Origin of the sequence: Chondrinema litorale (assembly GCF_026250525.1) — a bacterium.
GTDB classification, from domain to species: Bacteria; Bacteroidota; Bacteroidia; order Cytophagales; family Flammeovirgaceae; genus Chondrinema; species Chondrinema litorale.
Map to the genome: position 1 here is coordinate 108,038 of NZ_CP111051.1, position 16,085 is coordinate 124,122.

Consider the following 16,085-nt stretch of genomic DNA (forward strand, 5'->3'; position numbering starts at 1 on the left):
AAAAGTTGTTTAATCTGTAATTTTAGTTAGTGCTATTTTCATTTATATTTAGACATTTTCGGTAAGTAGTTCAGCTTCCGAAATGTTAAAAATCTTTTCGATATCAATGAGCATAATAAAGTCGTCATTCTTATGGATGATACCTTTGATGTAGGCAGCTCTTTTATAGTCATGCATATCGTTAGGTACCTGTATTTCTGCCTCGTTTAACTCAATAACATTGGTAACTCGGTCTACCACAACCCCTACAGTGATTTGCTCATTATTAGCCTGAAAATTTAAAACCACAATTCTGGTTTTACGCGTATCTTCTACGGTTTGCATAGCAAACTTTGTTCGTAGATCAACCACCGAAAGTAGACTGCCTCTTAAGTTGGCTATACCTCGCAAAAATGGTGGGGTTTCGGGGACTTCTGTAATTTTGGAAAGTTCCAAGATCTCTTTCACGTTCATTACATCAATTGCAAAAGGCTCTTCACCTAAGTATAAAATAATGTAATGATTGATTTTTTGTTCATTAAGACTCATATAGCTTGTTCTTGTTTATTCTGTTGAATTAATTGAGCAATATCCATAACCAAAGCAAGGCTGCCATCACCCATTACTGAGCCTCCAAGAAAGCAACCTTGATCTTGATAGAGTTTTCCGAGTGGTTTAAGTACAATTTGTTGCTGGCCGATTACTTCGTCTACCACCAAACCTTTTTCCATATTGGTATCTTTTACTATTACAATTGTTGCTTCATTTGTTGGTAGCTCGGCAAATCCAAATTTTTCTCTTAAGTTGATAATGGATAAAAGTTCTTGCTCAATTATTACTGAAGCATTAAACTTTTGAGCGTTTTGTATTTCTGATCTTTCAACTTTGTGGCAATGATGTACAGCATCAAGAGGAATAATTAGCGAAAGGTCTTTAACTTTTACTAATAAGCCTTCCATTATAGAAAGTGTAAGAGGTAGTTTAATAATAATGGTAGTACCTTGATTTACCACTGATTTTAGCTCCACATCGCCTCTTAATTCTTTCACTCTTTTCTTTACTACATCCATTCCAACTCCTCTACCAGAGATATCTGTAACATTTGCTGCTGTAGAGAATCCAGGTGCAAATATGAGCTGATAAATCTCCTTTTCATCTAGCACATCAGTAGCAGAAATAATCCCTTTTTCTATCGCTTTTTGGCGGACTTTTTCAGCATTAATTCCTCTACCATCATCTTTAATTTCGATGACTATATTATTACCTGTGTAGTAAGATTTAATTAAGATATTTCCATGTGGAGTTTTACCCAAGCTCACTCTTTCTTCAGGAGTCTCCAAGGCATGATCCATACAGTTTCTAAGAATGTGTAGTAGGGGATCGGTAACTCGCTCAATTATACTTTTATCAAGCTCGGTTTCTCTACCTTCCATCGTTAAAGAAACTTCTTTGCCCAAAGATTTAGATAAGTCTCTAATTAACCTATCGAATCTTGTTTTAAGCGTGCTTAACTCTACCAGGCTAATGCTAAACACACTTTCTCTTAGACCAGATGTAATATGTTCGATTTTTTCTGCTACAGCAGAAAACTCTGGAATTAAATAGCGATTAGAAAGCATTTTGAGAGCACCTTGCATAGTTACCATTTCGCTAACCCATTCCATCATTTGGTCAACTTTTTCTCTGGAAACTTTAAAGGTTTCTTTTTTCTCGAATTTTACATCACTTTGTGTATTTTCTGTAATGTTATTTACCGTCTGAGCATTGTTAACACTTGATTGTTCAACTTCTAAAATGAGTTCTTTTATACAATCTAAGTTTATTTTTTCACCCAATTCTTCTTTATGCTCAATAGCATCTATCAACTTTTTATTAATGAGCAAGTTGAGTTTTGATAGCTCAAAAATTTCATTATTAAATTCATGATCAGAAAAAAGGAAAACACCTTCTATTGCATCTTGCCCTTGATCTGTGCTTAATAGAATAGGCCAAGATATTTCGTTTGCTTCAGTACTTCTAAAAATTTTGCATGTTCCTATTTGCTGAAGTTCAGCAAAAACATGAATAGGCTCATTTTCTAGCCAGTCGGCATTATTTATAGGCTTTAAAGTCAGATAAAATGTAGGCAAGTTTTTAGTTGTATTACTTAACTTGTTTACATTGTTATCTATATCATTTAAAACACTAATTATCGCACTTTCAATTTCTTGATGTGCTTGTATATTAGCTGGCTGACTTAATGTGTGATCTTCTAAAATTTTTCTTAGATGATCAATAGCTCTTAATGTTAAAGAAAGTATTTGCTCATTTACTTTGCTTCTATTATTTCTAATAGCATCGTAAATATTCTCCAACTGATGTGTTAATTCACCAATATGTAAAAAGCCGAACATATTGGCGGCACCTTTTATCGTGTGCATGATGCGAAAGATTTCTTCAATCAAATTAGCATCATTTGGATGTTCTTCTAGTTGGAGGAGTGTTCCTTCTATATTAGTTAGTAAATCAAGAGCATCATCAATAAATTTATGCTGATACTCTTCCATTACTTAATGCTCTGTCGATAGTTGCTAAAAAAATTGGTGTATCGTAAGGTTTTTTAATCCAAGCGAAAAGCCCGGCTTCACGAGCCTGTTTCATTAACTCTAAATCTTTTTCAGAAGTTAAAAAAATGACTGGTATATCTTTACGTACTGGATTTTGTTTAATTTTTTTCAATAAATCCAAACCACTTATTTTGGGCATATTGTAATCAGAAATAACCAGATTGATGTTTTGCTTAGACAAAACCTCCAATGCCTCTTCACCGTCAACAGCAGGAAAAGTTTCAAAGCCTTTTTGTGTTAAGAATTTACATAAATAATCTCTTATGCTTTGAAAGTCTTCTACTATAAGTACATTTTTACTCATTTATAATTCTATTAATTTATATGAGCGAAAACGATACTAATAGTATTAAATTACAAGCATTTTAATAGCCGTTTTAATGCTATTTCAGCAGTAAATGCATAAAATTTTAGAATCTTACATGGCTAAAATCACTTTACATTTCTGCTCAAATTATACGTATTTTCCCATAGAGGAAATTGCAGAAAGCATTTAGTCGATTTTAATAAGAATTTCCAATTATCTAAATTTTAATACTTAATAATTTAAATTTAACAACTTAATAAAAGTCTATAAATAGAGGAATAATTATAACAGAGATTAAAATACCCTAAATTAAGTATTAGGATAAATTATTTTTTTTGAAAAAGTAAAAAAATATTGAAAAGTTGAAGAAAATTTCAGAACATATAAAAAAATGATAGAATTTCTATCGGCAAATTCAGAATAGGCAAACATTCGATATGCTGAATTTGCTGTTTCAGCAGAAAAGAAATTAGGCTAGATATTTAGTAAGCATACTTTTTAATTCGTCATTAGAGAATGGCTTTGCGATGTAATCGTCCATGCCAGCTTCTAAGCATTTGTTACTTTCATTTTGAAATGCGTGGGCAGTTAAACCAATTATAGGACATTTCTCTATTTCTTTGTTCTTCTGCATTTCTCTAATTGTACGGGTAGCTTCGTAGCCATTCATCACTGGCATCTGAACATCCATTAGAATTAAATCGAATTTATCTTCTTTCAATTTTTCGATTGCTTGTTGTCCGTTGTTCACAACAAAGGTCTCATAACCAATATGTTGCAAAAAGTATATTACAACAATTATATTCCCTTCGTAATCTTCTGCTAACAGAATTTTCTTTTTTTCTTTAGCAACATTTACAGGAGCTTTAGGCTCTGGTTTCTTAGGATTTAATTTTTCGCTAACAATTTGTTTGTTCTGCAATTCTAGGGGAATTTCGAGTTGGAATTGAGAACCCATTCCTTCTAGACTGGTTACAGAGATCTTTCCACCCATCATCTCAATAAAAGATTTGGTAATAGAAAGCCCTAGGCCAGTGCCACCAAAATTTCTGGTAATAGTTTGATCTGCTTGAGTAAATTTATCAAAAATCTTATTTAACTGCTTGTCACTCATACCTATACCTGTATCAGAAACATATACGATAACATTACAAGTATTTTGATTTTCTGGATATTTAACTTTTAAAAGCACGTTTACGAAGCCTTCAGAAGTAAATTTTATAGCATTACTAAGCAGGTTAAATAGTATTTGCCTTATTCTGTTTGGGTCGCCAACAAAATAAAGTTCACTTTTATCTGGATAATTAAAATTGAGTCTTAGTTGTTTTTCGTTCGCTTTAACAGCCATTACAGATCTGGCACTTTCTAATATCTCGGCAAAATTGAAGGGAATATGTTCCAGTTCTATTTTGTTAGACTCAATTTTGGCAATATCGAGCAAGTCGTTTATAAGTGTAAGCAGCGATTCTGAACTGATATTTAATGTTTTTACAAAATCTTTTAATTCTGATGGAAGACTTGGTGATTTTCCGAGAATACTAGCAACTCCAATTATGGCATTCATTGGGGTTCTCAACTCGTGACTCATGTTAGATAAGAAATCACTTTTAGCCTGATTGGCCAACTCGGCTACATTTCTTTCATATTCAAGAATAAGCCTTACGATAGCTAAAGCTGTTTCTACATCAAAATTAGACCACGGAGCAGATTTACTTTTAATTTTTTCTTTCCACAATTTAAATGAACTTCTGGGTGAAAGTCTAAATCCTGCTTTGGTTTCTTCTACCTTTTTTTCAGGTTTACCTGCCCAGTTTATTTCGACTTTTATAGGTTTTCTAAACCAGATAATTGTATCGTTATTAGAATGATTAATGGGTACAACCATTAAGCCTCCTTCTAAGCCTAAAATAGGTTTTTCATCTTTAAAAGTTTTATCTACCTCATTAGTTTGAAAAATAGCTAATGGGCTGTTCGATTTAAAATAGTCGAATAAAGCGTTTAATTTCTCTGTGCTTAATGTAGTATTAAATTGTTGAATTTTTCCTTTTATGCTTATAGCCATTCCATCAGCTTTCATAATACCCATAAGCTCTTCGGCTATTTGCTCATCTATTGAGTTTTTCTCCAATAGTTTTTTAGAAAGCTTTCCTAACAACAAAGACCTGCTTGAATTTTCTTTCTTATTTGCTATTTCGTTAAAAGATGAAAGCAAGGTGGAGAACATATGGCCGATTACTTCTACAACCATTCTTGTTCTGTAGGCTACATGTTTGCTAGTTAAATGATGGCAGGCGATTAAACCCCATAATTTACCATCTTGTATAACTGATACTGACATAGAAGCTCCAACTCCCATGTTTTCGAGGTATTGAATATGTACCGGAGAAACACTTCTTAAAACAGAATAGGTCATATCCAAAGGCAATAGATGTTCGATGTCTTTGCTACCTATTATTTTAGAAGGTTTATACCTTATATCACTTATTATTCTTAAAAAGTTTTTTGAGTATAACTCACGAGCTTGAGGAGGTATATCACTTGCCGGAAAATTCAAACCTTTATAGCTTGGTACATTCTCTTTCTTGTCTTCAGCTATTACTCTACCATTCCACTCATTATCAAATTCATAAAGCTTAACTCGATCAAAATCTGTTAACTTACGAATATGGGCTACTACTGTATCAAATAACTCTTCTTTTGAAGAAGCTTTTCTTAATGCAGTGGCAAAGTTTCTTAAGTCATCGTAAAAGAAATCGTACTTGAGGTTAATATCATCTTCAGGAACTAACTCGATTTCGAAAACAATAAAATCACTTGAGATATATGCATTAGCGTCGTATTCAACCTCATCAATTTCAATTCTTATTGCTTGTATGGGATTTAGCGGTTTATTAATAACCACTCGCTTAAGTAGGAGGGTGTTTTTTTCTCCAAGAATTGTTTCGATAGACTGCTCTAATGCATCTTCTGCAGATGCGTCAAAAAAATATGAAAGATTGTCGCTTACACACTTGATTTTATAATTGGAAGCGTCTAAGGCAAATAATACTCCATGAGGCTGAACTGAGCCTGGAGTAATTATCGGTTCAGAAGCACAGCTTTCTAAAGCTTTTGTCAAAAATTCTTCTGAAATTTCCTGACGAACAAATAAACCATCTTTCTTATTTTCCATATAGCAATAATATAAAAATGCTATGAAAAAGTTGCATTATTTTGGTCTATACTTTGTTAAAAATAATAATAAATTTATCAAAATGCCTCTTTTTGATTATGGGAGTATAACATTTTTAAGAAATGCATTTTTGGACATATGATGATATATTTGAACGTAGTCTAATTTTACTTTAAATATTGAATCTCTTTGCTTTCTGTGAAATTCAATTAAAATTCCTTTTCGCCAAATTCACTTTTTATAAACTTGGCTTTATTATTAGACTTATTTAAGGTATAACTGAGGTTTAAAATTAGCATATCAACTTCGTATACATAATTAGTAGTTGTATAAAACTCATTATCTCTCCAAGTAGTAATTCGTTGTTCATTGGCTTCCCATAAGCCCATATCTATGTTTAACCATTGCAATGTAGCTGTGAGTCTTTCGTCTAAAAATGTTTTCCTTATAGAAAGATTTGGTACTAAATATTTAGAGTCTTCGCCTTGTGCAGTCAGTTGTTTAGAAAGATAATTTATAGAGAATTGAATTCTCCAGTTTCGAGCTATACCAAAGTTTGCATTTCCATTAATATTATACATCCAACTAGACCTATCTATTGGTCTATTATCAAAAGCACCTTTAATATTAGATTTATAAATATTAAAACCAGCAAAGATTTTTAACCAGTTATAAGGATTTAATTCTGTGCCCAGTTCTGCTCCAATTGTTCTGGCTCTACCAACATTAGAATAAATACGATTGAGAATAGTGTCATTATATATCGTATTTACACGGTTTACAAGATTTTCTACATTTCTAAAATAAGCGTTTAGAAAGATAGAATTATCGCCAAAGTCGTATATAATACCTGTTTCTAATAAATCTATAAATTCTGGTTTTAGCTCAGGATCACCTTGCTCAAATGTTTCAGAATGCTCTCTTTCTGGAAAAGGATTCATTTTGAAAGTGGTAGTTCTTTCTACTCGTTTACTATAAGCTGCTTTAAGTTTTAAATTGGAATTTACTTGATAAAGTAAGCTTGCACTTGGGTACAGTTTTACAAAATCATAATTATAAGTGCTATCAATTAAACCAAGTTTATCTTTTAAATACAGTGCCCTGTCCATCATTTCTATTCGTAAACCTGCTTGGTATTCAAACTTTCCTTTAGAACCAGAAAGCTGAGAGTAAGCAGAATGTAAAATGCGTTGTAAGTTTACAGAACTTGAAAACTCAGGTACCAATTCAAAAATACCCGTTTCCAAATTTTTTCGCTCATATACAAAATCTCCTGTATGGTCTAAATTTCTAAACTGATATCCCATTTCTAAAACACCAATGGGTAATTTGGCAGTTTTGTAATCTAGCTGAAAACGGAAACCTTTTAAAGGATTATCATTTGTATTATATTCTTCTTGAACAATTTCTGTAGTGTTTGGCCAACTTAGATTTTTGTTAGTAGTAGGACCACCTAACATAGTATATTCATATAAAAGGGAAGTGGAAAGGGTAGAGCTATTTTCGAATTTATGACTATAATCGATACTGCCTAAAACAAAATCGCCTTTTCTTATTCTAAGGTTTTCATTAAAATATTGATAGGTGTATATTCTGTTACCAGTGCTTATATTCTGTGCATTATTATCGTAATACAAAATGTCGGCAGTTCTATCTTTAGATCTTTTACCAGCATAAAAGCCCAAATTAAATGCATTGTTTTTATTAGGTGTATAAGCAATTGAAAATCTGCCAGAGTAGCTTGTTTCATCGAAACTTCGTTCCCCATCAGAAGGAAAAGTAGTTAGTGTATCGTCAATAATCGTATACACATTTCCTTCTCTTCTACCTGCTAAATCGTTTCGTGAGTAGCTGGTACCTACAGAAATATCCCAATCCTTTTTACGAAAGTTTAAAGTAAAATCACCGCCATAGCGAGATGCATTTTCTGCATTATTATAATTTTGAATGCTAGGTAACCCTACTTTTCCATTAACTAATAAATATAAACCATCTGTAGCACCTTGTTTCGTAATAATGTTAATCATTCCGGCTTTTCCTTCAGGATCATATTTAGCAGAAGGAGCAGTAATAATTTCTATATTATCTATGGCATTTGCCGGAAGCTGATTTAATATTGTTTCGGGACTTGTTTGAACAGGTTTGCCATTAATCATTACTACAAAACCTGTAGAACCTCTCACAGAAATTACACCTTGAGCATTTACACTTACAGAGGGCATATTTCGTAAAATATCGGTAGCGGTTCCACCCTTACCAGATTCAAACAAACTTGCCTGAAATACTTGTCTATCAATTTTATGTGTGGCTGTTACTTTTTTACCAGAAATTTCTATTTCGTTTAAAAATTGCTGATTTGGAACCAGAGCAATTGTTCCGAGCTGTATATTTTGATCTTTTGAGACTAAAAGATTCTCAATTTTTACTGGTTCAAAACCAAGAAATTTGGCTATTAGGTAATAGTTACCGGCATTAATGTCTTTAATAATAAAATCACCATTATCATTAGAAATGCTCCCTCCAACTAATGAGCTGTCGTTACTTTGGTAAATGGCTAGGCTGCCATATTCAATCGGGCTATTTTCTGTAGCATCGGTAAGTTTACCTTTAATAGTAGTTTGGCTGTAAGCAACTGAAGTTATGAATAAAAGAAAGCAGAAGAATAATGGTTTGCACATGTAGTTTTTATACAAAAATCCATTATTAGCTGCGCAATGTTATGGTATATTTTTTCAAAGAATGGTAAAAAAATAAAATTATATTTTCTCTCTATATTCTATTGGTGTAAGCGATGTTTGAGATTTGAAAAATTTAATAAAGTTAGATGTATCGCTAAAATTTAAATTATAGGCAATCTCAGACACATTCATACTTGTATGGGCTACCATGTTTTTTGCTTCAATTAAAACTCTTTCTTTAATTATAGCCATTGCTGGTTTGCGAACTGCCGATGTGCAAACTGTATTTAGCCTATAAGTACTAATGTTCATTAAACTTGCATATTCTCCTACTTGCCTTAGCGCTATAAAATTTTCGTTTAGCAAAGATTTAAATTTATGAAAGTCTGATAGGAGGGAAGGATTATGGCTTTTTTGTGTAGTAGATAGTTCCATTGTTTTTAGCATCACCAAATTTAAATAAGCCGTAAGAGTGCTATGATTAGTACCTTTTTTAAACTCACTATAAAATTGATCTAGCAATACAAACAATGCTGGGTTTTCATTAATATCAAATTTGATGGGTAATTTAAAAGTTGATTTAGGGTAACAGAATAAGAAGACATTGCTTGCTCTTTAAATAAAATAACGAAACCTTCGGGTATTTGGCAGAAATCCCAACAATGCACTTGCCCGTTTCTCAGAAAAAAACCGACGGGCGGTACCACTTCAAAAATATCATCGTCTATGTGATGTACTCCCGAACCTTTGTTTAAAAAAATTAATTCGTGATAACCATCGTGTTTATGAGGTTTGGTAGGCTTGATAACCGGTTTCATTCTAGATACCTTTATCAATAATTCATCTTCTATTTTTTTATTTATTTTGATATACATTTCTGATAGTTAGTATTAAAATTGTGCTTATAATCTATACTAAATATAACCATAGCAATAGTATTTTTTATAATACACACACCTGTATATCAGATAAAGTTGAATGAAATGGTTTTATAAATGATTGATTTGGTTGGATAATCAACTAAAATAACCATTTGAGCAAATGATTTTTAAAATAATAGCTATAAAATTGATCTCAGATAAGCTAAGTGAAAGCAATTGCTGACAATAAAATCTCTTAGCCTTTCACATCATACAATTCTCTAATCATAATGCTTTTAATTTTTCTCTTCTTACTAAAAGTGACATCCACTAGCTCTATACTTAACTTTAGCATCTTAACTTTTTGCAAGTAGTCTTCTATTCTTACCACATTTTTTGTGTCTTCTTTTTGAATTGTGAGGAGTGAACCTGCTTCGAGTTCAAATAAATTTACTGTATTCTCAATATATTCATTAGCTTCTGTACTTATGGTATTTATTGAAGTAATGGCATTGAGTGCAGTAGTAAGTTCTATTATGATAGCTCTTTCTCCCTTATTGTACTTAAGGATATCAACTGATTCTTGTGCATAAGTTGGAAGAACTGTGAGCACAAATATGGAAGCTAAAATTGTAAGTAATTTCATAGGGGCTATATTAAAAAATGTGGGATATGGTTTAATATAGCTAATTATTGGTAGTGCTGCAAGTTGAGACTAATAGAGTAAAAAAAGAAAACCTATCCCGTTAATTAGGATAGGTTTATTTATGAAATTTATTTCTTGATTCGAGCTCTTAACTCTTCTCTAGAGATAATGATTTCTCTGCCAAGTGCTTTGTTATCTCTAAATGTTTGTGTTCTTAAATTCAATTCTCCATTCGGAATTTCAAAAGCTACTGTATACTCATTTCCAAAATTAACAGGGTAGGTGTTATCTATTGTGTAGTAGATTTTACTGTTAGGTATAGAATTGGAAAGCTCGCAAAACATCTTTCCGTCTTTTTCATAGATTTTTACTTGTGGCTCATACACCGCTTTACTAATATTAGTACCAGTTGCATCAAATCTATCGAAGTGCACTTCTGTCTTCTTGATGAATGAATCCCAGTTTTTCTTTGCTTTAGGGCTCCATAAAGTTTCTGATAATGAAAGTGCTCTTGGGTAGGTCATATATAAAGCAAATGGCATGGTTGGTATAACCTCTGTCCATAAGTTACCTTGTCCGCCTAAAATATATTTGGCATCTACACCTTCTGGAACGGGTTCAAACGTATATGTTTTTTCTAGACTGAGCTTTGCATAAATCCAGTTTTCTACATTGTGGTCTCCCTGAGAGTAATCTAAATAAGCAAAAGTAGTTGGAGACATTACTACCGGATGTTCCATTTTTGCCGCTTTTATTCCACCTTTCATTCCTTGCCAGCTCATTACTGCTGTATTTTTAGCTAATTCTCCAGCAAGTATTTCGTCCCAGCCAATTACTTTTTTACCCTTACTTGTAATTATTTTCTCAACTCTGCTCACAAAATAGCTTTGTAACTCTTCGCCATCAGCAATGTTGTTTTTCTCCATAAACGCTCTTACTTCAGAATTTTCTTCCCAATAGCCATGATAGCATTCGTCGCCACCCATGTGGATATATTCACCCGGAAATAGCTCTGCTACTTCTGTAAATACTTTGTCTAAAAACTCATATACTTTTTCGTCTGATGGATTCAATGCATTTTCAACCAACATCTTAAAAGTACCATCTCCATACCACTCAGAAAATTTATCTCCTGGGCTCACATATTTTGGTTTTTTATCAGAAGATAACTCTGGATAAGCTGCCAATGCTGCCATGCTATGTCCTGGAACATCTATTTCAGGTACAATTGTAATGTTTTTATTAGCAGCATATTGGATTACATCTTTAATATGTTCTTGTGTGTAGAATCCACCATATGGAGTGGCTTCATCTTCTTGTGGAGTCGGTCTGTTTTCTCCAAATCTACCGTATCTCTCAACTCTCCATGCACCGATTTCTGTTAACTTAGGCAAAGATTTTATTTCAATTCTCCATCCATTGTCATCGGTTAAATGCCAGTGGAAAACATTGAATTTATACTCTGCCATTTTATCGATGTATTCTTTAACTTCATCTACTGTAAAAAAATGGCGGCTTACATCAAGCATTAAACCTCTCCATTTAAATCTTGGATAATCTGTAATGGTACAACCTGCTATTTTTAATCCATCAGATGGAGCTACTTTTGGCGTTGCAGGTAACAATTGTTTTAATGTTTGAAAACCATTGAATATACCAGCCGCTTCATTAGCAGTTAAGCTTATTTCGCTTGCAGTAACTTTTAATGTATATCCTTCGGTACCTAATTCAGTATTTTTTTTCTTATTAAGATTGATTGAAATAGCAGGTGCATCGCTCGACTTTTCTTTGGTAGTTTTTATTCCAAAATCTTCTACAAATGCTATAAATTGATTTGTATACTCAATCGCTTCTTTATCTTTAGTAAGAATATTAAAAGCGAGGTTTTCTTTAATAGTTAGCGTTTCACCATTTCCATTGTAATTTACCGGTTCAGGTATTATTGAGTGCTGCGCCATAATAGTTTGAGCTACAAGGCAAAGCATAATTGATAATAATAGGTTTCTCATATTAGTTAATAGCTATTTAAATTTGTTTGTACGGTTGTAAGATAGACTTTTTTCCATCTCTTAATTTTTTGCAACTTAAATTTAAGTGTAAATCTTCAGGATTTAAATTGTTTAAAAGTTAAAATGTATGAGTAGTGATATTTGCAACCTGAAAAAATAGGATGGAAATAATTTTACTCTCTCCTTAGAATATGTTTAATATTACTTAGAAATCGGCTTATCAATTATAAACTTTGCTTCCAAAGTGACAATATTCGCTTTTAATACTGTACTTCTTAAATAGGAATTATAGTTTCAACTAATGTTTTTTAAGTCTAAACTACCAATATGGCTTTATGTGAGGATGTCTGTATATTTTATACCCAACCCATACTGATTTGCATAAAAAGCAGAAAGGTCGTAATCTGAGTGTGATATTATTCAGTAGATAGATACTCTTTGTAAGGAGTAAAGTACTTGGCTGCAGTTTGTGTAGAAAACCTATAATTAGGATAAAAGTAACATAGCTTCCTAATTTAATTGGCAATTCTAAATTGAGTGTATGAGAAATAACATCCTAATTGTCGAAGTAGAATCGATAGTAAGATTTAACAACCGGCATTTCATTTAGGTAATAATGGTAGCGAAAGCTGAAAGGAATTTTCATTCGTCGATCTGGTAATCTGCTATTTGGAATTTAGCTGTATTACTTGTGCCTGTATAATCGCTAATACTAGAAGCAGTGCCGATATAATAATTATTTAGTGAAAAGATTGAATTCTTAAGCTAAGAATACCTTACAGCAAAATTGGGCGGCAATTAAGGAAGGTGAAATGTTAACTTACATATTTTTTAAACTTTATTGAAAAGTATAACCACTAAGGTTGTTTTGGTTTTATGTGTTCCATAACCCACCTGAATTCGTAATTATTATGGCATATTTTCCTTGATTTTTTCTGTAATTTGACGGAGCGTACCTTTTAAAGAAATATTACCATTAGCATCAATTAAGTAGTAAACAGGTATAAAGGTTACATCAAAACTTTTAGCAGTAACACTGTTATATGCTTGCAAATCACATACATTGATCATTTCTTCAATACCAGCTCTTTCAATGCCTTTTTTCCATTTGGAGTCATCCGTGTCAAGTGAGAAATTTATTACAACTAGGTTTTCAGTATTTCCCTGTTGGAGCTTTAGTAAGTCTGGGGCTTCTTTGATGCAAGGTGCACAAGATGATGACCAAAAATGAAGTAGTACACTTTTACCCTTCAAACTTTGGAGGTTATATTTTTTGCCTTGCATATCTACGAGTGTTATTTCTGGAGCTGGTTTACCAGGTTGAAAGTAACCAGCTTTACCTGATTTTTCACCAATCTTAAAACCCAAATAAGATTCTTTTACTTTAGTACTCAGTAAATCATAATACGTTTGCAAAGTTTCAAATTGAAGTAGGTTATTACTGAGCAAAAAATCAATAATATTAGCAGACACATATTTATCGCTATTTTTCTCAATAATTTGTTTATTGTCTGATAGAAATGTATGATAGGTGTTCTTTCTTTTTTCTAATTGTTCTTCTGAGTTATTTTCAGATAGCGCCTGAATCGTGTTGTAAAAGCTTTTCCAACTGGATAAAAATTCAAAAAATGCGATGTTATTATTCGGGTCTGAAATAAAAATAGGATTATTCGGATAAGCCTCATCTACAGTATTTTCACCCACTACTTTGTAACTTTCAAAGTTCATTTCTGTCAACTGGCTGGAAAGTACTAGTTCTAGTGGGCGTGTATTATTATATCCATCGACTATCAAATAAAAAAAAGTTGGGGCAGCTATCTTGGCTTCATATGTAACTTTACCATTCTTAATAGACAAAGTATCAGCCAACTCTTTCTGCACATTAATGAGAAATATATTCCCTGATTTTATATCATCAAATTCAATCGTAAGAATTGGACTAGAATGAGCAGCTAATGATAAGAGAATCAACAGGCTTGTCAAAATTGAGGTTTTCATTTTCTAAATAGTTTATAGTATCTGTCAGATTGTTAGTATTGAGCTTAATTTCTTGAATTTTAGATACAGAGTACAAGATTAACTCTAATTAGGTAATGCAGTTTTTTAACTAAAAGGAGGTATCAGTGTGGGTTTTTAATATAGATAGTTTTCTATAGTTAACATAATTATATTTATGAGTATTTTTGTGAAATCTCCTGAAATCCAGCGATTAGCTTAAGCAAGCTTATTGATTAACACAAACAACTTGTACCTTTCTGGCAGTTAGCTTTTGGAAGAAGCCCTAAGGCCAAATGGTGCTTATTAAGCCCTGCAGGCCGCACCCTTCCTGAAATCTGGCTGGGAAGTATAAAGTCCTCAGGGACGATTGTTGATTTAATTGGTGGCACACTAAGTGACCCCGTATGGAATGATTCATCAAACTTTAAGATACCTCCCCCAAAAGCTTTTTTAAAGTTTAAAATGTAAAATTATGAAAAAGAAAATCACAATGGAGGTAGTTAATCCCCTTGCAGCCGGTATTGATGTAGGTTCTAGAAGTCATTTTGTAAGTATTGGTCAAACAAAAGAAGATGTTAGAGAATTTGGTGTATATACCAAAGATCATAATGCAATGATTGAGTGGTTAAAGAAAGCTAAGATTACTACGGTAGCCATGGAAAGTACAGGTAGTTATTGGCAAACATTATTTAGTGCATTACAATTGGCAGAATTTGAGGTAATACTGGTTAATGGCAGGGATGTAAAAAATGTGAAAGGTAAAAAGACAGATATGTTAGATTGTATTTGGATTCAAAAACTACACAGTCTGGGGCTTTTAAGAGGTAGTTATTTACCTGATGAACATACTCGAGAATTGCATACCTATTGTTTATATAGACAGAAATTAATAGAACAAAGCTCCAAGTATATAAATAGAATACAGAAGAATCTTCGCTTAATGAATATTAGGTTAGATGTTGCTATCAATGATATTACAGGTAAAACTGGTTCTGCTATCCTTAATGCTATTCTTTTAGGAGAGAGAAATCCCAAAACACTTTCAGAACTAGCAGATGTAAGGGTCAAAAAAAGTAAAGAAGAAATTGCTAAATCTTTAGATGGGGAATGGAAAGACGACCTACTATATGTTATTAAAGACTGTTGGCAAACTTATCAATATTACCAAGACAGAATTCGAGACCTAGATATTTGCGTAGAAAATACACTAAAAAAGGGGCTTAATATTATTAAAAAAGTAAAACTTCCAGATGTTGGAATGAAACAGCTAAGTAAAAATGATCCAAAATTTGATTTACGTTCACTGGCCTATCAGATACTTGGCATAGATCTATATCAAATTGGAGGGGTTCGAAATGGGACAGTATTAACAGTTTTGAGCACATTGGGAAGTGGAATTAATAAATTTCCTACCTCTAAACACTTTGTGAGTTGGCTAAGGTTAGCTCCTAATAATAAAATAAGTGGTGGCAAAATATTAAGTAGTAGGACTCAAAAAGGGAAAAATCAGTTGAGCATTTCACTTAGAAGAGCTGCTAATGCAATTGGAAATACTAAAACTCACCCACTTAAAAAGTTTTTTTCTAGAATCGCTTACAAAAAAGGTAGAGGTGCAGCTATTACTGCTACTGCCAGAAAATTAGCTGTAATTATTTATAGGATGCTTCTCTATAAAGAGGACTTCAATCCAGGACTCCATGCGAATGAGGAAAGGGAAAGGCTGAAAAAGATCATAGCAGTCAGGAAAAAAGTGGCAGCATTGAACCTTACTGATGCCGAAAAGGGAGCTATTTTCACTTAGGAGGCAAGGAAAGTGGAAGAGTTGTATGG

11 protein-coding genes are annotated in these 16,085 nt (G+C 32.6%); 1 reads left to right on the plus strand and 10 read right to left on the minus strand.

The window, feature by feature from the left end; all coding sequences use genetic code 11:
* Positions 1–48: 48 nt before the first annotated feature.
* The 10 genes from OQ292_RS30790 to OQ292_RS30835 all read right to left on the minus strand — a co-directional run bounded on the left by OQ292_RS30790 (position 49) and on the right by OQ292_RS30835 (position 14,255).
* Positions 49–528, minus strand: coding sequence for a chemotaxis protein CheW (locus tag OQ292_RS30790; RefSeq protein ID WP_284688128.1), 480 nt, complete (start codon positions 526–528; stop codon positions 49–51).
* Positions 525–2,525 (minus strand): chemotaxis protein CheA, encoded by a 2,001-nt coding sequence (locus tag OQ292_RS30795; RefSeq protein ID WP_284688129.1) that lies wholly within the window; start codon positions 2,523–2,525, stop codon positions 525–527. The genes OQ292_RS30790 and OQ292_RS30795 overlap by 4 nt, the downstream gene beginning before the upstream one ends.
* On the minus strand, positions 2,506–2,889 hold the full coding sequence (locus OQ292_RS30800) for a response regulator (RefSeq protein ID WP_284688130.1): 384 nt from the start codon (positions 2,887–2,889) through the stop codon (positions 2,506–2,508). The genes OQ292_RS30795 and OQ292_RS30800 overlap by 20 nt, the downstream gene beginning before the upstream one ends.
* 472 nt (positions 2,890–3,361) lie before the next feature.
* Positions 3,362–6,064, minus strand: coding sequence for an ATP-binding protein (locus OQ292_RS30805; RefSeq protein WP_284688131.1), 2,703 nt, complete (start codon positions 6,062–6,064; stop codon positions 3,362–3,364).
* Between the two features lie 209 nt (positions 6,065–6,273).
* On the minus strand, positions 6,274–8,742 hold the full coding sequence (locus OQ292_RS30810) for a TonB-dependent receptor domain-containing protein (RefSeq protein WP_284688132.1): 2,469 nt from the start codon (positions 8,740–8,742) through the stop codon (positions 6,274–6,276).
* A gap of 78 nt (positions 8,743–8,820) precedes the next feature.
* Positions 8,821–9,177 carry a helix-turn-helix domain-containing protein gene (locus tag OQ292_RS30815; protein ID WP_284687968.1) on the minus strand — a complete coding sequence of 119 codons (357 nt, stop codon included), beginning with the start codon at positions 9,175–9,177 and terminating at the stop codon, positions 8,821–8,823.
* Positions 9,178–9,257: 80 nt separating this feature from the next.
* Entirely contained in the window at positions 9,258–9,560 is a 303-nt protein-coding gene (locus OQ292_RS30820) for a cupin domain-containing protein (RefSeq protein ID WP_284687969.1), read from the minus strand.
* A gap of 298 nt (positions 9,561–9,858) precedes the next feature.
* Entirely contained in the window at positions 9,859–10,248 is a 390-nt protein-coding gene (locus OQ292_RS30825; protein ID WP_284687970.1) for a hypothetical protein, read from the minus strand.
* 128 nt (positions 10,249–10,376) lie between these two features.
* Positions 10,377–12,257 carry a beta-N-acetylhexosaminidase gene (locus OQ292_RS30830; RefSeq protein ID WP_284687971.1) on the minus strand — a complete coding sequence of 627 codons (1,881 nt, stop codon included), beginning with the start codon at positions 12,255–12,257 and terminating at the stop codon, positions 10,377–10,379.
* Positions 12,258–13,166: 909 nt separating this feature from the next.
* Positions 13,167–14,255 (minus strand): TlpA family protein disulfide reductase, encoded by a 1,089-nt coding sequence (locus OQ292_RS30835; protein ID WP_284687972.1) that lies wholly within the window; start codon positions 14,253–14,255, stop codon positions 13,167–13,169.
* 472 nt (positions 14,256–14,727) lie between these two features.
* Between OQ292_RS30835 and OQ292_RS30840 the strand changes: the two genes are divergently transcribed.
* Positions 14,728–16,056 (plus strand): IS110 family RNA-guided transposase, encoded by a 1,329-nt coding sequence (locus tag OQ292_RS30840; RefSeq protein ID WP_284687465.1) that lies wholly within the window; start codon positions 14,728–14,730, stop codon positions 16,054–16,056.
* The last annotated feature ends 29 nt before the right edge of the window (positions 16,057–16,085 follow it).